This window comes from Ignavibacteriales bacterium (assembly GCA_016700155.1).
Lineage (GTDB): Bacteria > Bacteroidota > Ignavibacteria > Ignavibacteriales > Ignavibacteriaceae.
Genome location: CP065001.1, coordinates 2,692,530 through 2,714,982, shown reverse-complemented (window position 1 = coordinate 2,714,982; position 22,453 = coordinate 2,692,530). Strand labels below are relative to the sequence as shown.

Here is a 22,453-nt window from a genome sequence, read left to right as displayed (position 1 = left end):
ATATTTTTATACAGAATTTTATGTCAGAACTTTCATTCAGCGAACGAAAAAAGATTTTAAAAAACAGCAATACACTGGACATGACCCCGGTCAAACTTCATAAAGAAGAAGTTGATGAAGCGGATCTTGTCACAGTGCTTATACCAAAATTCAAAAATAAATTTGCTGTTAAGTTTATTTCACCAAAACTTAAAAGTGATGTGTTCAGGATTAAGCTTGATAAACTTGGTTCTTTCGTATGGATGAAAATGGATGGAAAAAATAAAGTTCATCAAATTGTTAAGGAAGCATCTGAAAAATTTAAAGATGAAATTCAGCCCGCTGAAGAAAGAGTAAGCAAATTTTTGTTTCAGCTTTATGAACAAAGACTAATATCATTTAACGAATTAAACAGATAGGAGAAAATTATGGGAAACATATTAGGTCATCTAAATCCCGCTATCGTCTGGAATCAGTTTGAAGAAATCACAAGATACCCGCGTCCTTCAAAACAGGAAGAAAAAATCGCCGAGTATGTTGTGAATTTTGGAAAAAGTTTAGGATTGCAGACCGAAAAGGATAAATTCGGAAACATAGTTATCCGCAAACCCGCAACACCAGGTAAAGAAAATCTGAAAACAGTAACACTGCAGGGACACATCGATATGGTGTGCGAAAAGAACCGCGGTGTTGAACACGATTTTGAAAATGACCCGCTTGATATTTATATCGATGGTGAATGGGTGAAAGCAAGAGGAACCACACTCGGCGCTGACAACGGAATAGGTGTAGCAGCAGCACTTGCAGTTCTTGAATCAAAAGATATTGAACACGGACCTATCGAATGTCTGTTCACTCTTGATGAAGAAACCGGGTTAACCGGCGCATCAAGTTTGAAAAAAGGCTGGCTGAAAGGTGATATCCTTATCAATATGGACTCTGAAGAAGAAGGTTCACTTTACATAGGCTGTGCAGGAGGAGTTAACACTCAGGCAAACTTTAAATTGAAACAGGAAAAAACCCCAAGAAATTATTCAGCTTTTGAATTAAAAGTTGAAGGATTAAAAGGCGGTCACTCAGGATTGGAAATTCATTCAGGTCTTGGCAATGCAATAAAAATCTTAGCAAGACTTTTATGGATGTACGGAAAAGATAAAACCGTTCGCGTTGCTTCGATCAATGGCGGCAACAAACACAATGCTATTCCGAGAGAGGCTTATGCGGTAGTTCTTGTTCCAAAAGCTGATGAAAAACATTTTAAGAAATATGTCGGCAAGTACAATGAAACAGTAAAAGCAGAATATGTTTCAGTTGAACCGGATATGATAGTTCATCTTGAAAAATTCCAGGCTCCTGAAAAAGTTATGGATGAAAAGCTCCAGAGACACTTACTGAATGCTTTGTATGCTGTGCCTCACGGAGTAATAAAAATGTCTCCTGATATTGCGGGATTAGTAGAGACCTCAACAAGTCTTGCAGTTATTACAACCGAAGCTAAAAGAATAAACATCGTTACAAGTCAGAGAAGTTCCGTCGCATCGGAAATAAATGATATACGCAATATGGTATCATCAGTATTCACACTTGCCGGTGCTGAGATTGTTTATAATGATGGTTACCCGGGATGGCAGCCTGATATTCATTCAGGAGTTTTACAGGTGTTCAAACAGTCATTTGAAAATCTTTACGGAAAAGAACCGGAAGTAAAGGCTATTCACGCAGGACTTGAATGCGGAATCATAAAAGAAAAATATCCGAATATGGATATGATCTCTTTCGGACCAACAATGTTCGGCGTTCACTCACCGGATGAAAGATTAAAGATCGATACTGTTCCAAAATTCTGGGAACAGTTGACAACCGTTCTAAAAAATATTCCGACCGTTTAATTCATTAAGCAGGTATCAGATTAAAATGATGCCTGCTTTCTTTTTCCACATTAACATTGAATAACATGAATCAGTCGACAGAAATGAAAGAACCTTCTAAACTGATAAGATGGGTTGCATTACTGCTTGTCAGCCTTGCTATGTTCGGCAACTATTATATTTATGACAGCATTAGTCCGCTCGCTGATCTTCTCGCCACACAATTAAAATTTTCGGATTCAGATATTGGTCTGCTTAATGCTATTTACAGCATCCCGAATGTTTTCATGGTGTTAATCGGCGGAATTATTATTGACAGGATCGGGACAAGAAAATCAGTTTTTATTTTCACTGCACTGATTGCTGTCGGCGCACTTGTAACTGCAATCAAAGGTGATTTATTTCTAATGGCAACCGGCAGATTAATTTTTGGTCTTGGCGCAGAATCAATGATAGTTGCAATCACTACAATAATTGCCAGATGGTTTAAAGGAAAACAATTATCTTTTGCATTTGGTCTTAATTTAACGGTTGCAAGATTGGGACAATTCCTAGCATTAAATTCTCCTTCATGGGGAAAGGGATTATACGAATACTGGCAATCACCTTTATGGATATCAGTTGGAGCCGGTGTTTTTGCAATAGTCTGCATACTATTTTATTACGCTGTTGATGTTTACGCTGTAAAAAAATATTCAATGCCTAAAGACGGTGAGCAGGATAAAATTGAATTTAAAGAGATATTCAAATTTGGAAAATCGTTCTGGTTCATCACCGCACTGTGCGTAACGTTTTACTCTGCGATGTTCCCATTCCAGACTTTCGCTATTAAATTTTTTCAGGATGCACACGGTACAACAAGAGAAGTCGGTGGAAATCTTTCAAGCATACTTACATTAGCCGCAATGATATTCACACCGTTGTTTGGATTGTTAGCTGATAAAATTGGGAAGAGATCTTTGTTAATGATGTTCGGTTCACTTCTGATAATTCCTGTTTATTTGATGATGGCTTACCAGTTTGGTAAACCAGATGTAATGGGTGAGGGTGACTTCATCAACATAACAATAAAGTTTTTTGATATTGATGCAGCAATACCTCTTTACTTAATTCTTCCAATGAGTATGATGGGTATTGCATTTTCACTTATACCTGCTGTAATGTGGCCGTCAGTTGCATTAATTGTGGATTCACCAAAGCTAGGTACGGCCTATGGGTTGATGACGATGATACAGAATATCGGTCTGGCAGGATTCAATTTATTAATTGGTTATGCAAATGATGTATCAAGTGCGAGTGCAACAAACCCCGGTGGCTACAATCTTGGCATGTGGATATTTTCTTCACTGGGATTTCTAGGATTGTTGTTTGCATTCCTTTTAAGAAAATCTGAAAGCGGACCCGGTGGACATGGTCTTGAAAAAGGGAAAGCGTAATTAAAAGACATTACCTGAAAAAGCCTGTTATCTTTTAATTGTAATTGGTAAATTGTTTTAGGTAACAAACAGTAGAAATGAAAATAAATAAACTGATAATATTTTGCTTTTGCCTTATAGTAATTAGCCCTTTGAAACTGCATTCTCAATCATTCGGCTTTGGATGTCTTGGTTTTGTGGGTGGTTACGGAGGTTACAATATTCAGAATTTCAATCCCAAAGGATTGAATGATTATATTGTTGTTTATAATGAACTCCGAAGTGATTCGCTGACTTCTCCGATGGAAAGTTTCGGCAAAGCTTCCGGCTACAGGGTTGGAATAAATTTTTTCAGGGCACAGTTTACCGGAGTAATATTAACAGCAAAAGGATTTTATCAATCATTAAAAGAAAAACACGAGTCACTTGAAAAATTTCAGACGGGAATAAAAAACACCACCTTTGATCTTGCATTGAGGAACTGGGGTGTCGGTATTGATCTCGGTATCCCTATCTCAAACGCACTTAGCTGGAAAATTGTTGATGGGGCACTTCATTTTAATAATGTATCATTAACAAGCACAGAAAATTTTCCCGGCGCCGATACCGATGTGAAAAAATATACATCTGAATCTACACTCGGTTATTCTGTCGGGACAGGATTTATCTTCTCTATAATTGAAGGATACATCAGCATTGAAGGAAGTGCAGGGTATACCGTATTGTCAATAGATAGGATGAAACTGAATGAAACAACTTTCCTAACAAAAAATGAAAACTCAAATGAAATAATGGAAAACTTTATTGAAGCAGGCGGATTCAGCGCACTGATTCAATTGAACATCGGTTTTCCTTTATAAAACCTTAAACCATTCTCAGAGGGGTAATTATGAAACTTACCAAATTAGATTCAGCCTCAACCATTGCAATTAAAGATTGTATGGGCGTTAAGAAAAATGAATCAATCCTTGTCATCACAGATGAACTTAAACATGAAATCGGATACTCACTTTATTCCAATGCTGTAAGGCTTGGTTACAAAGCACTTCTCGTCGAAATGAAATCAGGAAAGATTAATGGAGAAGAACCACCTGAAGCAGTTGCCGACTTAATGCAAAAGTTCGATGTGGTTTTTTGTCCGACTGCAAAATCACTTACACACACAAACGCACGGAGAGCCGCTTCAGCAAAGGGTGTACGCGTTGCAACTTTTCCCGGTATCACAAAAGATGTGATGATTCGCGGGATGAATGCAGACTATAATAAGATCTCAAAACTCTCAGTAAAACTTAAAGGTATTCTTGAAAAAGGAAAACACGTTCGTGTAACTGCACCTGCCGGAACCGATATTTCATTCAGCATTGCAGGAAGAAAATCTTACGCAAGCAAAGGATTATTTCATGCAAAAGGTGAAAGCGGAAATCTTCCTACTGGTGAAACATTCTTAGCTCCCGTTGAAGGAACATCAAATGGAGTGTTTGTTGTTGATGGTTCAATGGCAGGATTAGGACTTATCAAAAATGTCAACATCAGGATTGAAGTTGAAAAAGGTTATGCTACAAAAATCACTGGCGGAACAATTGCAAAAAAACTTAAACAACAGCTCGATGCTGTAGGAAAAGAAGCGCGCAACATTGCTGAATTTGGTATCGGCACAAATGACAGCGCAAAGTTAAGCGGCATCTTACTCGAAGATGAAAAAGTTATGGGCACGATTCATATAGCTGTTGGCAATAATGTATCAATGGGCGGCAGCGTAAATGTTCCGATTCATCTTGACGGTGTAGTTAAAAAACCGACTGTCTATCTTGATGGAAAATTATTGATGAAAGATGGTGTACTGCTGGTAAAATAAAATTTGATTGATGGGAATGGCTTAGTCCGTTCGCAATAGTTGGAATATAAAAGGCGATTCAATTGAATCGCCTTTTTTGTACCTGTCCGCCTTTACAGGCAGTTGCATAACTTCTAAAATGTCATTTCGAAGGAGTCCTCGACTGAGAAATCTCAATCATTCTAAGGTCTGAGATTTCTCGGCTGCGCCATCGAAATGACAGTCGTGCAACAACCTGCTTTGGAGGATTATACATTGTACATTACTTAACAAGCATCATCTTCTTACTGTCCGTAAAGGTTGATGCTTCACCGACTGCTGTTATCTGGTAAACATATAATCCCGACGGCAGATCAATAGCATTAAAGTAAGCACGGTAATACCCGGATTCAGCCTCATCATTTGCTAATGTTCTTACAAACTCACCAAGCGCATTGTATATGTTCAGAGTTACGTGTGCTTTTTCAGGCAATGAAAATTCAATTACTGTAGTGGGGTTAAACGGGTTTGGATAGTTCTGCAGCAAAGAATATTTAGTCGGTGAAAACACTTCAACTTCAACCAGATCACTCAACTCAACTGTTCCGTCATAATCAAATTGTTTTAATCGGTACTGGTAAACCCCGGGATTTTTTTCTTCATCGATAAAAGAATAATCGATCTGCTCTGTTGTTGTGCCTGCGCCATTTATAAATATTCTGTCACTCCATTCATTTTCAGATTTTAATTTTTTCTGGATCATAAACCCGGAGTTATTTGTTTCGCTTGCAGTTGACCAGTTAAGATGAACTTCATCCCGGACTACATTTGCTGAGAACGAACTCAACTCAACAGGTATCTGACTCAGGATAACCTGGTAAGCGGCATATACATCAATCAACCCGTTACCGTATGTATTATCTTCACCAATGGTACCAAGATCGATCGCGGTGTTGTACAAAGCCATCTTTATCTGGTGGCCGGTTAAATTCGGTGCGACCTGCTTTAACAAAGCAATAGCTCCGCCTACATGAGGGGAAGCCATTGATGTACCGGTCATATTTCCGTAACCGGTAGGTATTGTTGAGCGGACATTTGTTCCCGGTGCGACAACTTCAGGTTTTATTAGCAGTGAACCAATACCGCCGCAAGTTGAAGGTCCGCGGCTTGATGTTGACCTGATCGGGTTTGTATTTCCTGCAAGGTACAAAGCGCCGTCAATGTTGCCGACGCACATTATCGTAACTTCATCAGTATTAATATTTTTTGGAGGAGTAATAGTTGAAGCACCCGGACCGGAATTTCCCGCTGAGAATACAACACCAATTCCCGCAGTCTCAAGTGCGTTCATCGTCTGGACGTAAATACTTGTGCATTGCGGGTTGGAATTCGGATCCTGCCACGAACAACTGATCGCATCAGGAATATCATTTGTAGTAGCAATGTTACTGTCCGGATTCATCGCCCACTGAAAAGCAGCAATGTTCATTGAAGGATAATTCGCTCCGGGGCAATCCGTAATTCCTGCAGATATCCATTGAGCATCAGGCGCAACACCGACAGTATCACCCGGAACCATACCGCACATTATACCCATTGTATGTGTGCCGTGTGAACCGCAGTCAAAAGGAAGCGAGCTTGCCGGAGAAATAGGATCGAACCATGCATGATACCATTGCGCGCCGTTGTTGCCGCGCCACTTTGGACCTAACGCTGCGTGATTAACATTTACACCTGTATCAATGTGCATTACAAGTCTTCCCGCACCAGTATAACCCAAAGCCCACAGTTGATTTGCTTTGATAATATTTAAACCCGGCTCTGATGCGAGTGAGTTTTCAATTGGTGAAGGCGAAACATTTATCGGTCTGTCCCAGTCAAGTTCATCATCAAGGTCGAGCAGTTCTACATCGGCATTTGCTGAGAGTTCACTGATCACTTCACGTTTTGCTTCGATGGCAAACATATTAGCTATCCAGAATGATCTGAAAGAAAATACTTTTCCTTCATTACTTTTCTGTGTGAAGTATTCAATTAATTGTGATTGTGTTTTCTCAGCTTTATCCATCAAAGCGCGGATAACAATCTGGGATCGTTCCGCCGGCAGTATCTTTTCTTCATACAATTGTTTGTCCAATCGTTCAAGATCCACCTGGTCTTTTAACATAACAAGTGTTTTGATGTAGTCATTTGGATTGCTGTCCAGCATTTTATCATAGAGTCGTGTGGTTATATCTGCCTGTGAGAACACCTGAGCGCAAAACGCAAAAGTGAAAAAGATCAAAAGAGTAAATCTAAACATCTGATTCCTCCGGGTTGATTGATGGTGTGATTTAAAAAACTGTTTCAAGTTACACAATAAGATAATATGACTCAATAAGAAATTAATTTGGTGAAGAACTGGACGGAGTCCATTCAATCAATCAGCCATACATTCAAACACCTCCTCCGCCTTTGCCTTCTCCTATGCCTTATAGTACACTGATCAGCACTCCAACATCCGGGCTTTATGATGATTATGATTTCAACTGATAAGACATTTAAAATAAAATTGTTATCACTTTCAAAAAGATTTGCCTACTGCCTATTGCCTACTGCTCATCGCCCACTTCTCTCTTGCCTAAAACTTTCCTTTCCTCAACCCTCATACATCTTACATCATCCATTTCCCATTTTCCATTTGCCCTTTGTTCCGGGTTGCTTTAAGTTGCTATTGCATTTATGTCGCCCCCAGTTAGTTTATCCAGAAATCCCGGGGCAGTGCTTTGAGGCAGTTGTACAGGTTTGGCTTGTATGTGGAAAGCGGATCGGGAGAAAAAAATAGTTAAGAGTTTATAGTTCAGAAAATAATTCGTGAATAACGACCGGATTGAGAATCAATTCGGACTCAGGAATAGTTAAGCGTTTCAATAAAAAACTAAAATGAAAATAATTCTTGCATTTTTTATAATTCTGGATGTTAATCTTTATTCTCAACCAGATACTTTGTATTTCTCATTAAATATGAATGAGTATAATAAAGTTGCTAAAAAGGAATTACAAGAAAAGTATGAAAAGAAGGAGATGTTCTTTGAATACCCTTTTAGTCGTGAAAAATATAAAATTGATGAGTTAAAACTATTATCAATTCCTGTGTTTTGGTTAAATGATAATGCCAAGGAATACAAATGTGGGGATAGTTTTGAGTATTTAATTAATTTCAAAAATGATTTCAATTTCCAATCAGTTCTACTATATAATGAATTTGAAAGAAAAGTTGGTAGGATAGTTGTTACCTATCCAGAAAATGAAATTAAAAGAATAAGCGATAGTCTTGGTTTCTCATATCTACCTTCAAATCATGGTGGCAATGATTATGTGGCAGAACATTTACTTGATTATGTAGAAGATAATCCTGATGTGTTCATTTTTGCAGTAAACGATTTATATGGTTTATGGGCTATCAAAGATAATCGGTTAATAGCATTAACAGAAACCTGTTATATTCATTTCCTGGGTTTATGTAAAATTTCTGAATATCCAGCAAGTGAGTATTTATCACAAACTTTTGGTGAAGAATTTATTCGAGATTTAGCCGTGCCTTCTGGAATGCGATTTGGTTATAGATATGAAGTATGCAAAGAAGTTGATGAAGAAAGTTTTAGGGAAGTTATAATAATATCGGATATAAAAAGTAATAACTAAAAATCGTCTAACTTCTTTAATAAGCAAAGAGTTTCGCCAAAGGCGGACAGTCAATACCGTAAAAAGAAAAAAATAGTTTTGACAGATTATTTGAATAGAGTTCTTTAGAAAATTAAATACATAGAATTTTTTAATTAATCTAAACACAGTATTATGGCTTAGCACTAGTTGATAGGGGACTATAAAATGGAAAACTCTGATAATAAAACTGGGTCACTTAAAAACTCAAATATGGGGGTAATTTATTCTAAAGACGATCATATCGGTCTTTGGAAAAGAATACTAATTATTATAATTGATTGCCTGGCTCTTCTAATATTTGGCGTAATTATTTTATTACTTTTTGAGATGTTCCAATTACCTGATAATTATTTAATAATAACAGGTTTCGTTGTTGTCTTTATATATCTTACAATTCTTAAAGCTTCCGGCACCGGTACTCTCGCTTATATTATTCTAAAAGTAAAAGTCGTTGGTTTAGATGGCAGTCGACCGTCATTTTAAAAATGATACTACGTTTCGCTCTGTTAGTCATTGGTCCGCTGGAATTAATTTTAGACATGATTTGGTTAACCGGTGAATCTACAAAGCAAACTCTTAGAGATAAAATTGCTGGCACCTATGTCTTGAAAAGTGATGCAGTGCCCATTGAATATGGAGTAATTAAGTATGTTTATTTAGATGTTCTTGGTTACTTATTAACTGTAAGGGAAGTAGAGAGGGCCAAAGCCTGAGGTTAATTGTTTATTCAAAGTTTTTATTCAATTTATGTGAAGGCAATACTGTAAATAGAAAAAAAATAGTTCGAGCGATTCAATAAGCAGAGTTCCTTTAATAATTCAGTGCAATAATCTTAAACAATAAATCAAATAGCAAAAGTTAGGTGCTGGTGAACATTTAAATAAAAATAATTGCGACTTTATGATTAAAAAAACGAAATAAAATGGAAAATTCAGATACAGCATTAAATAAAAAATACTTAACACTTTTTTGGGATTCAATTAAACTCATTGAAACTGCTTCTGAAGCAACACAATTTGTAAAAGGATCATTAATTAGAGCGTCAATAGTTTCAACAATATTAAGTATTGAGTGTGCTGCAAATATTTGTATTAGTTCATTAAATCTACCTTTAGAAGTTTATAATGAAGTTGAAAGAATGGATGTCATCGGTAAGTATAATTTTTATCTGTATTCTATAAAAAAAAATTTGATCGATAAATCTCGAAACGAATACAGCATTCTTAAAAATCTCATAAGAATTAGAAATAATTATGCACACCCAAAGGTTGAACGAGGTATTTTTGAGAATGGGGCACTTCTTGCTCAATTTGGAAATGATAAGAATGAAATTCCATTTGATATTAGAATATGGAATGAGGAGTTAGCGGTTAAAATACTTAATAATTCCGTGGTCTTTTTAAATTATTATTTCAAAGATCTCTGCAATTATTCAAGAGGTCAATCGCAAACTTTACTTGCTTCTTTCGAACAATCGAGAAATGTAAATGATCTAACTACTCTCTTAGTAGAATCAGATCTGTATAAGTTATATGAAAAATATTTGAACATTAAACCAGATTATTTGAGTATTTTACCGTATAAAACATAACTTCTGCAATTAGTCAAAGATATCCCAGAAAACAAATTCCCTGCGTCTTCGGGTTAAAAATGATTTCCTTACTCAAACCCTAAAGCACATCAATAACAATCTACGGCAAAAACTTCTCTGTGTCTCCGTGTCTCTGTGGTAAAACTCTCACCCCCTGTCTTTACTTTAAACAACTTTTCTTCTAAGTTTCATCAGTAAAAATTTGATAACCTTTAAATCAATCCGGAGAGATCGATAAGGATGAAAAAAAATAACAAACAGAAAAGGAACCTCCACGGAACTATTCCAAGGAGGATTTTTTATATATGAGCATAAAATCAAAAGTAATCGACGAAGCCGGTCTGCAAAGAATCATCACAAGAATAGCCCACGAGATACTTGAAAAGAATAAAGGTTCAAAAAATCTTGTGCTTATGGGAATGAGAACACGCGGCGAGTTCCTTGCAAGGCGCATCTTCGAAAAAATAAAAGAGATTGAAAAGATAGAACTGCCGCTCGGCGTTCTTGACATAACACTTTACCGTGATGATTTCCGGACAAGATTAAAACAGCCGGAAGTTTCGGTATCAGACATAACATTCGACATCAACGAAAAAGATATTATCCTTATCGATGATGTACTTTACACAGGAAGAACAGTCCGTTCCGCGCTTAACGCAATAATGGATATGGGAAGACCTTCATCAATACAGCTTTTTATACTTGTTGACAGGGGTCACCGCGAACTTCCTATAAGAGCAGACTATGTAGGAAAAAATATTCCTACTTCAACCAATGAAGAAATTAAAGTTAAAATGAACGAGGTTGACGGCGAAGACGCGATCTACCTTGTTGAAGCAAAACAAAATTAGTTAAGGAGAATATGTCGTTATCCAGCAGGCATTTGTTAGGGTTGCAGGGTGTACCTAAAGAAGATATCCAGTTAATACTTGATACAGCAACAACGTTCAGGGAAGTTCTTGAAAGACCTATTAAAAGAGTTCCGACATTGCAGGGAAAAACTGTAGTGAACCTGTTTTATGAAAACTCTACAAGAACAAGGATCTCTTTCGAACTCGCTGAAAAAAGATTATCAGCCGACGCGGTAAACTTCAGCGTTTCGACAAGCAGTGTAAGCAAAGGTGAAACACTGAAAGATACAATGAAAAATATCGAAGCGATGAAAGTCGATATGGTGGTTGTTAGACACGCCGCTGCAGGTACTCCGCTATTCCTTACAAAGATCTGTGATTCAAACATAATCAACGCGGGAGACGGAATTCACGAACACCCAACTCAGGCTTTACTTGATATGTATTCGATAAGAGAAAAACTAGGCAAGCTTGCCGGACTTAAAGTCTGTATAGTCGGTGATGTTGCGCACAGCCGTGTTGCTCTTTCAAATATTTTCGGGTTGAAAACTATGGGTGCAAAAGTTTCCGTGTGCGGACCTTCGACAATGATACCGAGATATATGGAAGAACTCGGTGTGGATGTTATCCACAACATCGATGAAGCGATACAGGAGAATGATGTGTTGAATGTTCTCCGCATCCAGCTTGAACGAAAAGCGAGAGAATATTTTCCATCAATAAGGGAATACACAAAATATTTTGGTATTACCCAGCAGCGGCTTGATAAGAACGGCAAAGATATTTTGCTGCTTCATCCCGGACCAATTAACCGCGGTGTTGAAATATCATCGGAAGTTGCTGACGGAATGAACCAGATAATTTTAAAACAAGTTACAAACGGGGTCGCTGTAAGGATGGCGGTCCTGTATTTACTCGGTACTTTAAACTAAACAGGAATTTAAATGAAGATAGTTCTTAAAGATGTAAATGTTTTTAATCCCCATCAGAAGTTGAATGAAAAAAATGTTGATGTTCTGATAGTTGACGGAGTTATACAAAAGATAGGTAAGCTTGAAAAGAAAGAATCTGAAGGCGCAAAAGAATTTGAGTTGAAGAATAAATATGTGGTTCCTGGATTATTCGATATGCACGTACACTTACGCGAACCCGGAAGAGAAGATGAAGAAACTGTCGTAACCGGATGCAACGCGGCGGCAAACGGGGGATTTACTGGACTCGCCTGTATGCCTAACACAGAACCCGCTATTGATTCCGCGGAAGTGATAACATTAATAAAAGACAAAGCGATGAATCATCTTGTTGATGTTTATCCTGTTGGCGCAGCTACAATGTCAAGAAAAGGAGAAACGATTTCTCCAATGGCTGAGTTGTATGAAGCCGGCGCGGTTGGTTTTTCTGATGATGGAATTGCGATTAAAACAGCATCAATACTAAAACGCGCACTTGAATATTCTAAAATGTATAATCTGCCGGTAATTGAACATTGTGAAGATGAATCTCTCGCAGGCGGTGCGATGAATGAAAGTATAAACTCGACGTTACTCGGCTTACCTCCAATTCCTTCAGTTGCAGAAGACCTGATCGTGATGCGCGATATAATGATGGCTGAATACACAGGTGGTAAAGTTCACATCGCACATATAAGTACAAAGAGGTCTGTTGAACTTGTAAGGGAAGCTAAGGCAAGAGGCATTAACGTAACTGCTGAAGTAACACCTCATCACTTTACACTGACTGATGATGCGGTTAAAACTTATGATACTAATACAAAGATGAATCCTCCTCTTCGAACTCAGGCAGATGTTGATGAGATTCTTGCCGGATTAAAAGACGGCACAATTGATTGCATAGCAAGTGATCACGCACCACATTCAATTGAAGAAAAAGAAGCTGAGTTTGAATACGCACCAAACGGAATTATTGGACTTGAAACACAAGTGGGATTGGCTTTCACAGAACTTTACCATAAAAAAGTTTTATCACTTGAACAGATCATTGAAAAACTTTCAATCAATCCGAGAAAAATCCTTAATCTTCCTGTCCCTCAAATTAAAGAGGGTGAAACAGCAAACATTAGTATTATAGATATTGATGAAGTCTGGACTGCGGATATTCATAAGTCCAAATCGCTTTCAATAAATTCACCTTTCCATAAGAGATTGCTGACGGGTAAACCCGCTGCAGTAATCAATAAAGGAAAGATCTTTATAGGCGGCGAGTTTAGTGTACTTTAATTGCAGGCGCTAAAAGCACCTGGATTTAACTGCTCATTTTAAAATTCATATTGTATAAACATCTATACAATTCCCTGCGAAAAATCCTGCATTAACAGTCATTAAAGCTGTTTTTTAGTGGCATCTTAATTGGGTAATCACCAACAGAACTTAAATAAAGGTGATTATCATGAAAAACAAAATATTATACCTGTCAATCTTAACCACACTGTTTTTATTTAACGCGTGTGATATTAACGATTCATATTTCGATTATACTCCACCGGCTGAACCAAGAAACATTGTTGTATTAAACGGCGATAACCGCGTCGACCTTTACTGGGATGACAACAGGGAAGGCGACCTTGCCGGTTACAACGTTTACTACGCTTATTCGTATGACGGAAAGTACACACTTATCGGCTCAACATCTTCAAATTATTTTATTGATGACGGAGCAAGTAACGGTCTGACACTTTACTATGCTGTAACCGCATATGACTATAATGGCAATGAAAGTGAACTGAGCGTTGATGTTGTTTACGCAACTCCAAGACCTGAAGGATTTAACCAGGCAATTTTCGACTTCAGGAGATTTCCTGACAATTCGGGTTATTCATTCTCAGACTATCTTGTTGTTCCTTTTGACGATAATGACGCTGATTTCTTCTTTGAAAATTACCAGGGCACTTTTTACCTGGATGTTTACAATGATACTGACATCAGGGATATGGGACCGACAAATGATATCTATGATATACCTTTCGCTCCTACAAGCGGATGGTCTTCAACAAAGGATGAAATTGCAAGAGTCGGACATACATACGTAATCTGGACCTGGGATAACCACTATGCAAAGATCAGGGTAAAAGCGATAACAGGTGACCGCATAGTATTCGACTGGGCGTATCAGTTAGTTGAGGGCAACAGGGAACTTAAGCTAAAGGCAGTTCCGGATGAAAGAGGTCCGCTTTCAAGAAGCAACAGAACAAGAACTGAAATAAGTTCAAACCAGTGAGTGTTAAAAAGTTTTTTGAAAAGTTGTTTATAGATTTCATCTTAATTATTGATTAAATTTAATCAAGAGATAATGATGATTAGAACTCTTCACATATTATTGACAATCCTTTTAATTACATCCCCTGCACAAATTATTTTTGGGCAGGGGAATAGTCTTGTTGATAAGAACCGATTGAATAATCAGAAATCCGAATCACAAATTGTGTTTGATGAAATTCAAACCGGTATTTCTGAAAGTAATGTTGCCGCGCTGTCAGGGTATTTCAGTCCGCAGACATACCTGAGTTTATCAAACGGAGTCAGCGGTTATTACAGTTCTAACCAGGCTTATTATGTACTCGAGGAATATTTTAAGGTTTACCAGATCACATCATTCAGGTTTAATAATATCAGAAATGATGAAACTTCACCTTATGCTACAGGAGTTTACAGTTATGATCTGAAAGGTAAACGCGATACAGCCCGTGTATATATCTCACTTAAAAAAACAGGCAACCGCTGGAAAATATCACAGATAACATTTAACTGATGCTAAAAAGAATCCTGAACAGATTTAAAGGCGATAGAAAATATTTCACTATCGTCTTTTTTGTTTTAGTCCTGATACTGGTTTCCGGAATTACAGCGCCATTGCTTATCGAGAAGACAGAAACAAACTGGAACAAGGAGCTTTCGATTGCCATCCAGGAAATTGAGAATGATGTTTTCAAAAGTTTTAAGGAGAAAGAGCATCAACTTATTGAGGTTAAAACACAGTTAACAAAAAAGCTTCATCGTATTTTGAAGCCCGGCAATCAGTCATACGGATTATTAATCAAGACCGTAAACAATAAAGAATTTGAAGATTATTCAGTCGAAGTATTTGCCCCTAACGCTAAACTTATTGCGTGGAATTCAATTATCGCAATTCCGCAGGAGGAATTATTTCCGCTAAGCTATCCCTTTGGTGAAACTTATTTTTATGAGTCAGGACTTCAGACCTATCTATCCGTCATCGACACATTGCACATCGATACAGATATTTTCTTTGTCGCTTTCTCAGTTCCGTTCGAAAAACATTATTCATTCCTGAATGAGTATTACAAAGAGATCAGTTTTACAAAAGAAATTTCAGATAAATATTATACACAGTTCGAAATTGACTATGTGCCATATACTCAAAAATCTAAAGACGGCAGAAAGTATTCATTCGACATTCTTAATAACAAGTTCAATAAAATCGGTCTGGTTAGTTTTCTTAAACCATCCCTTTCAGGCAGAGTAAATTCAATCAACAATTCTTTTTCACAGATTCAATCTCTGCTGGCTTTGATGGCATGCATTTTCATAGGTCTGGGATTCCGGAAAGACTTTTCAAAAATAAATTCACGCTTCATAAGATTAATATTATTTACACTGTACATTACAGCATTAAGGGCAATTTTATTTTTGGTTGAATTTCCTTCAAGGTTTTTAGAGGGAGCTTTTGTAGATCCTTCCAACTTTTCTTCTCCATTTGGATGGGGTATCGTTAAATCACCGATGGAATTATTCGTAACAAGTATTCTTCTTTTGATCGTCGGCATAAAAACATTTCAATACCTGACAGGCTATCTTTCGGAACTTACATATCAAAGCAAAAAGAAATTCCTGAGATTTATTTTTCTTTTCTTATCGATAGTTCTATCACTGCTTGTTATTCGCGGATTTGCTGCAAGTGTTAAAAGCGTTGTTTTCGATTCTGCTTTGCGGTACTTCAGAGGTACTGAAATAATTCCCGCCCCTGAAGTAATGCTTATGAGTCTCAACATTCTGTTGATTGGGACTGCAGTGGCTTTTTTGATAAGCCCATTGATAGGGCTGGTGCTTCGGTATATAAAAGTTTCTTTGCATTTAAAGCAGGGGATATTAGTCCTTCTGATTTTTATTTTCCTGCAAGTTTCAGGACAGGTATTTTTAATAGTTCAAAAGCAGCCGCTGCTAACCCCGCTTCTTATGTTTGTGCTGATAACTGTTTTGTACCTTCTTGCCTATCATTTATGCTTTGTTAATACAACCTCACTTTACAATTATGTATATGCCGGGCTTGCCGGTTCAATCATCAGCATCTCATTGCTTAATTATTTTAACCTTGAACTTGAACGCGAATCATTAAAGACCACAACATTTGAAATAACACGTTCGGATGATAACCTTGTAAAATTTCTGCTTGAAGAATCACTCAGCGAAGCTTCAACTAACCCGGATGTGGTTGGTGCATTTCCAAAACGGAATACAAATTTTGATGCGCTTGCTTTTGCAATTTGGAGTAAGAGCTCGATGCAGCGTGAATCACTGATTTCAGCAATAACATTATTCGACAGGAACGGTGATTATCTTGGAAGTTTTTCTGCCGGGATGAATGCGATAACTAAATTACCTCAAGGTACTTCGATACAGAAAATTTCAGGAATTACATTAACCGAAAATGTTCCGGATGATGATACAAATCTTAAATTGTTCGATGGAATTGTTCCGGTAACTGAGGGAAGAATATTGCTCGGTTACATTTCAGGTTCTATTCAGTATGCCACCGGAACAAGGTCTGTGGCGGATATTCCTGAATTCCTGAGATCCAAAAAAAATCTCGTCAATTCAGTAATAGACTATGAGCAGTTAAATATTTTCAGATTTTCAGATTCAAAACTGGTTGAAGCTTCCGGTGAAATCTATCCGTCAAGGGAACAGACACAACCTGTACTTAAAGCTGATTTTACAGGGGATAATGAAGCCTGGCTTAATTTAAATATGAATGATGAAAATTATCTTACTTATGCTTACAAAACTGAATATGAAAACAGTACGAATATTATTTCTGTTTCCGTCCGTGAAAAACATTTTACATGGAACCTGTTCAATTTCTTTAAAATATTTATAACACAAAGTATATTCATATTACTGCTGCTATTGATAATAATTTTTTCCAATCGCAGCGAGTTCAGGTATAGTTTCAAAAATCAGTTACTTGTTGCGTTTTTATTTGTTTCAATTATACCGGTAGGACTTCTCGCACTTTATAACAGGGAAATTGTCCAGGAGCGGACAACAACATCGATCATTAATGAACTGAATGAAAGAACGAACTACATTGAAAATCATATCAACACTCAATTAACCAAACACAAAGACAGAAACCTCCAAACTATATTTGAGAACGTATCCAAAGAATTAAAAATATCTTACACTGTATTTGACGGAACCGCTGTCTTTTATAATTCCCAGCCGGGTTATTACAGGGCAGGATTGTTTAACAGCCGCATAAATTCAGATGCGTATTATTTTTTGAATTACTTGAGCTACAGGGAATTTTTTCTTAAGGAAACGATTGACAACTATTCCTATGACTCGTTTTACAAAAGAGTGAATATCAATGGAACTAACTATGTTCTGAATGTAACGGATGCATTTAATAAAATTAAAGTAACCTTCAGTACAATAGATGTAGATGTTTTTCTATTTGGTGTTTATTCATTCGCTGTTCTGATAATTATAATTATCAGTACAATTATGGCTAACAGGATATCAGCACCGGTACGAAGGCTTACAAAGGCTGCAGAGGCTGTTGCAAACGGAGACCTGAGCATTCAGCTTGAAGGGAACGAAAGAGGTGAAATAAAAGAACTGTTTGACAGGTTTAATATGATGACCGGTGAACTGCAGAAAAACCAGGTTGAACTTGCAGAACTTGAACGTGAAAATGCGTGGAAGGAAATGGCTAAACAGGTCGCGCATGAAATTAAAAATCCGCTGACGCCAATGAAGCTTGCTGTGCAGCAGTTAATGGCATCATTCAGGGAAAAGAAAAACTTTGATCAATTGTTCGAGAAAATATCTCAGACAATACTAAATCAGATAGACACATTGAATCTTATTGCTTCTGAATTTTCCAGCTTTGCAAGGATGCCCAGCTATAAACTTGAACAGATAGACATTGTTCCTGTCATAAACGATGTGATTAATTTATTTGTTGAAGAAAGAATTAAAATAAATTTTGAACATAATTTTGAGTCCGTAATAATCGAGGGCGACAAATCCAACTTCAGGAGAATGTTTATTAACCTGGTAAGGAACAGTATCCAGGCAAATGCTGATTCAATCAATATTAATCTGATCCGTATTGAAGATCAAATAATAGTTTACTTTAAAGATAACGGGACCGGAATTCCTGAGAGTATCAGAGGTAAAATATTCGAACAGAATTTTACGACTAAAGAAAAAGGTATGGGTATCGGACTAAAGCTTATAAAAAGATTTCTTGAAGGAATCGGCGGAAGTATTTTACTCGATGATTCAGACAAAGGCACTACTTTCAAAATTTTACTGCCAATAAAAAATAAAAATGCGGATGCTAATGGCTGAAGTTAATATCTTAACACCACATCAAAAGTCTGCATTAGATTATTCAAACCATCTGTCACTTACTGCAAATGCGGGTTCAGGCAAAACATTTATACTCTCCAAACGTTACCTTGAAATAGCTTTAAATGAAGACCTTCCTTTGAGAAATATTGCGGCAATAACTTTTACAGAAAAAGCCGCGAGTGAACTTTATACAAAGATTGTAAAGCAGATCGATGAACGAGTCTCAATAGAAAAAGATCAAACCATACTTAAACGTCTTGAAAGAATAAGACGGCAGCTTGTATCAGCTTCCATCTCAACCATACATTCTTTTTGTATGGACATCCTGAGAGAATTTCCGGTTGAAGCAGGTTTAGATGCGAATTTTACTGCCATTGATGAAATTGAATCAGACGAACTGATTGAGCTTTGCGTGGAAGATCTTATAAAGCAATCACTATCCGGCAATGAACCTGAAAAATTAAAAGAGTTAATCAGAATTTTTGCATCGAAAGATATTTTTGTACGTGAGCTTTCCGGTCTTGTGAAAAACAGGAAGAACGTTTTTAATCTTGTACATAATCTTTATTCAAAAAGTGAAGATGAAATTGCGGACTTCTTTCACAAGTCATTCATAGAATTAGCGGATAGGTTTATAATCAATGACCTTAATGAATCCATTAAGTCTATTGAAGAAGTTAATGAAACAGTTCTGAGCACTGACAAAAAAAATGAAGTTGCCTTAAGTTCAATTCCATTGTTAAAAAAAATTAAGACGGCTAAAAACTCAGAAGTAAAATTGAAACTTCTCCTGGATTTGTGTGATGTGATAGCGACAAAAAGTTTTACTCTTAAAAAAAGAGGGTATCTTTCACAAAAACTCAGTGAACAAGTTCAGGATCAAATCGTAATAATTGAAGAATTACTTACGGTTCTGTCTCGTGTTTCAATTTCTGATGAGGACAGGCAAAAGGAATTATCACTGGCACGATTTGGTAAGAATATTTCGGGACACATCATAAGGACAGTTGAACTTTACAACGAGAGAAAAAAAGAAGTCGGTGCGCTAGACTATGAGGACATTCTTTTGCTGACTCAAAAAATTATTGAATCAGAAAGTGTGCGCAAAGCATTAAGTGAGAAGTTTAAGTATATCATGGTTGATGAATACCAGGACACTAATGAAATTCAGTACAATATTTTCCTGCCTATTCTTGATCATCTGAAAAAGGGAAACCTGTTTGTTGTCGGTGATGAAAAACAAAGTATCTATCGATTCAGAGATGCTGAGCTTGAAGTATTCAACCGCACACAAAAGGATATTAAACAATCCGCAGGTGAAAAATATTTATTGAGCCTGCCGGATAGTTTCAGGATGGCACCCGCAGTGTGTCTTTTCGTGAACTATATTTTCAAAAATTTATTTGAATCACCGGTTGAATATTATAATGATGTACACCATACGGATCTAGTTTGTGCCCGCCCCGAAAAGCCTTTCGGCAATGTTGAATTTCTCATTGCGATGGATGCGAATGAAAAACAGAGTAATGATAACTCAGAAGCCGGACTTGTTGTAAAAAAAATCCTGACGTTGGTTAATGATGTCTCACAGGAGAATAAAATTGAGTATAAAGACATATCAATACTGGTAAGGAAGCGGAAACATTTCAGTGAACTTGAATCTGCTTTTATAAAGTATAAGATCCCGTTTACGATTGTCGGAGGAACAGGATTTTACCAGAGACAGATCATCTATGATATCTATAATTATTTTTCATTCCTGCTGAACCAGGATAATGATGCCGCCCTTCTTGGAATTTTGAGATCACCTTTCTTCTTAATACCAGATACAAAAATATTTGAAATATCTTTGGAGGAAGAATCGAATCTATGGCAAAAATTTATTTCGTTTTCTGAACATGAAAAAAAATACAGGGTTCATGTAAGTAAAATAAAAGAGGACATTCTGTTCTCACGTACAAATGATCTTACATCAACATTAAGAAATATTCTGAATGACTCCGTATTTATTCCGGTTATCAATTCAACAGCAGGCGGTGAGCAGGAGCGTGCAAATCTTGAAAAACTAAACCGGCTTAGCATAGATTTTTCGGAAAACGGTTATAACACTTTGTACGACTATGTTGATTTTCTAAAAGACTCACTTGAATCGATGGAAGATGAATCACAGGCGGCATTGAGCGATGAATCGGAATCAGTTAAAGTTATGACGCTTCATCAATCGAAGGGATTGGAATTTCCTGTTGTGGTTCTGTACAAATGTGAAACAACTCCAATGATAGATTCTGTAAAAGCAAAATCGGTTTCTGTCAATAAAGAATTCGGGATACTCACTAAAATTCCTCTTAATCAAAATTATTCTGGGGAATATTTTGCCGCGCCTTTAATTCCGTTTGTGGATTTGCTTGCCAGGAAACGGGAATCTGCTGAACTTAAGCGGCTGCTTTATGTCGGTGCGACAAGAGCGAAAAACCACCTGGTAATTTCCTGTTCCGCGGATGAAAATTATAGTTTCCCTAACGATTCATTCATGCAAATGATTGCTGACGGTCTTGGTAAAGAGCTGACCGGTGACAAAGTTGAAATAAAAAATGATCTGACTTTTCTTGAAAAAAATTCTAAAGGATACTCAACAAAAACAAAACAACTTAAATACGGAATACCAATTACCAGGAATATAAAAATGATTGACTCACCAGCAGGAATGAAAAGAGATAGCGTCGATCATGTTTTTAATCTTGACAGAATTGTCGATTCAACTGAAGGAGAAATAATTTCCGCATCCAGGTTTTCAATGTATATGCAGTGCCCTGTAAAATATGAACTGATGTATGAGATCGGGTACAAGGCGTTAGCATCATTAACCCGGCGTTATGGAAATACCGCAAAAGCATTTACACAAGAGTTCAATTATTCTGAGGAAACAAATAATAAAAAATATGAAGATCAGCAGGAGGAACATCGGGATCAGGACTATTCAGCGCTGCGCGGAAGGATCATTCACAAATTTCTACAACTTGAAAAAGATTTATCAGAAGCTGATTCTTTCTTGAAGGAGGAATTGCAAAATGAACGGAACACTGCTGATGAATACTTGAATGATAATTTATATACTGAAATAAAACCTGTCCTGGAAAACTATCTTGGCTCTTCATCATATAAAAAAATAAAAGCAAGTGATAGATTTGAAAATGAGTACGAGGTTTATGTTAAAGAAAAAGATTTTTATCTATACGGGATTATTGACAAAATAATTTTTAGTGATGATTCAATTGAAATTATCGATTACAAAACAGACAATATCACAGAAGATGAAATTGTTCAGCGATCCGAACACTATTTAAATCAATTAAAATTTTATTCCTATATTGTAAGCAGGTTATTTAAGAAGATTACCCGGATTCAGAGCAGGCTTATCTTCATAAAATTTCCTGAAAAAGAAATACGGCTTGATATAGATCAGAAAGAAATTCTAAAAACACAAACGCTGATTGAAGAATTTATTCAGAATACAAGAGCCGGGAATTATTCAAAGAACCTGACACATTGTGCATCTTGTAACTTTTCTATAAATAACGGCAGGTGTGTTAAAAGTTAAATCGGCAAGTACAATTA

General features: G+C 36.8%; 16 protein-coding genes. 15 read left to right on the top strand and 1 reads right to left on the bottom strand.

Features of this window, described 5'->3' with window-relative positions; all coding sequences use genetic code 11:
* The first annotated feature begins 20 nt into the window (after nucleotides 1–20).
* The 5 genes from IPM56_11480 (at nucleotide 21) to IPM56_11460 (ending at nucleotide 5,117) form a co-directional block, all read left to right on the top strand.
* Nucleotides 21–398, top strand: coding sequence for a PqqD family protein (locus IPM56_11480; GenBank protein ID QQS34881.1), 378 nt, complete (start codon nucleotides 21–23; stop codon nucleotides 396–398).
* Nucleotides 399–407: 9 nt separating this feature from the next.
* Nucleotides 408–1,868, top strand: a complete 1,461-nt coding sequence (locus IPM56_11475; GenBank protein QQS34880.1) for an aminoacyl-histidine dipeptidase — start codon at nucleotides 408–410, stop codon at nucleotides 1,866–1,868.
* A gap of 65 nt (nucleotides 1,869–1,933) precedes the next feature.
* Nucleotides 1,934–3,283, top strand: a complete 1,350-nt coding sequence (locus IPM56_11470; GenBank protein ID QQS34879.1) for an MFS transporter — start codon at nucleotides 1,934–1,936, stop codon at nucleotides 3,281–3,283.
* 131 nt (nucleotides 3,284–3,414) lie between these two features.
* Nucleotides 3,415–4,122, top strand: a complete 708-nt coding sequence (locus IPM56_11465) for a hypothetical protein (GenBank protein ID QQS34878.1) — start codon at nucleotides 3,415–3,417, stop codon at nucleotides 4,120–4,122.
* A gap of 29 nt (nucleotides 4,123–4,151) precedes the next feature.
* Complete coding sequence (locus IPM56_11460) at nucleotides 4,152–5,117, top strand: aminopeptidase (protein ID QQS34877.1); 966 nt, start codon at nucleotides 4,152–4,154, stop codon at nucleotides 5,115–5,117.
* Nucleotides 5,118–5,358: 241 nt separating this feature from the next.
* Here the strand turns inward: IPM56_11460 and IPM56_11455 are convergent, their stop codons facing one another.
* The gene (locus tag IPM56_11455) at nucleotides 5,359–7,377 is read right to left on the bottom strand and encodes a S8 family peptidase (GenBank protein QQS34876.1); all 2,019 of its coding nucleotides are present in this window, start codon (nucleotides 7,375–7,377) and stop codon (nucleotides 5,359–5,361) included.
* Between the two features lie 620 nt (nucleotides 7,378–7,997).
* On the opposite strand from IPM56_11455, the gene IPM56_11450 reads away from it, so the two are divergent.
* The 10 genes from IPM56_11450 (at nucleotide 7,998) to IPM56_11405 (ending at nucleotide 22,436) form a co-directional block, all read left to right on the top strand.
* Entirely contained in the window at nucleotides 7,998–8,759 is a 762-nt protein-coding gene (locus tag IPM56_11450) for a hypothetical protein (protein ID QQS34875.1), read from the top strand.
* 186 nt (nucleotides 8,760–8,945) lie between these two features.
* On the top strand, nucleotides 8,946–9,263 hold the full coding sequence (locus tag IPM56_11445; protein QQS34874.1) for an RDD family protein: 318 nt from the start codon (nucleotides 8,946–8,948) through the stop codon (nucleotides 9,261–9,263).
* 439 nt (nucleotides 9,264–9,702) lie between these two features.
* A complete protein-coding gene (locus tag IPM56_11440) occupies nucleotides 9,703–10,371 on the top strand; it encodes a hypothetical protein (GenBank protein QQS34873.1) in 669 nt (222 codons plus the stop codon).
* A gap of 305 nt (nucleotides 10,372–10,676) precedes the next feature.
* The gene (gene pyrR / locus IPM56_11435) at nucleotides 10,677–11,222 is read left to right on the top strand and encodes a bifunctional pyr operon transcriptional regulator/uracil phosphoribosyltransferase PyrR (GenBank protein ID QQS34872.1); all 546 of its coding nucleotides are present in this window, start codon (nucleotides 10,677–10,679) and stop codon (nucleotides 11,220–11,222) included.
* 11 nt (nucleotides 11,223–11,233) lie between these two features.
* Complete coding sequence (locus tag IPM56_11430) at nucleotides 11,234–12,154, top strand: aspartate carbamoyltransferase catalytic subunit (GenBank protein ID QQS34871.1); 921 nt, start codon at nucleotides 11,234–11,236, stop codon at nucleotides 12,152–12,154.
* A 12-nt stretch (nucleotides 12,155–12,166) separates the two neighbouring features.
* On the top strand, nucleotides 12,167–13,459 hold the full coding sequence (locus IPM56_11425; GenBank protein ID QQS34870.1) for a dihydroorotase: 1,293 nt from the start codon (nucleotides 12,167–12,169) through the stop codon (nucleotides 13,457–13,459).
* A gap of 169 nt (nucleotides 13,460–13,628) precedes the next feature.
* Nucleotides 13,629–14,456 (top strand): hypothetical protein, encoded by an 828-nt coding sequence (locus IPM56_11420; protein QQS34869.1) that lies wholly within the window; start codon nucleotides 13,629–13,631, stop codon nucleotides 14,454–14,456.
* A gap of 75 nt (nucleotides 14,457–14,531) precedes the next feature.
* Nucleotides 14,532–14,987 carry a DUF4783 domain-containing protein gene (locus IPM56_11415; protein QQS34868.1) on the top strand — a complete coding sequence of 152 codons (456 nt, stop codon included), beginning with the start codon at nucleotides 14,532–14,534 and terminating at the stop codon, nucleotides 14,985–14,987.
* Nucleotides 14,987–18,835 (top strand): HAMP domain-containing protein, encoded by a 3,849-nt coding sequence (locus tag IPM56_11410; GenBank protein ID QQS34867.1) that lies wholly within the window; start codon nucleotides 14,987–14,989, stop codon nucleotides 18,833–18,835. Before IPM56_11415 ends, IPM56_11410 begins: the two co-directional genes overlap by 1 nt.
* A complete protein-coding gene (locus IPM56_11405; GenBank protein ID QQS34866.1) occupies nucleotides 18,828–22,436 on the top strand; it encodes a UvrD-helicase domain-containing protein in 3,609 nt (1,202 codons plus the stop codon). The genes IPM56_11410 and IPM56_11405 overlap by 8 nt, the downstream gene beginning before the upstream one ends.
* The last annotated feature ends 17 nt before the right edge of the window (nucleotides 22,437–22,453 follow it).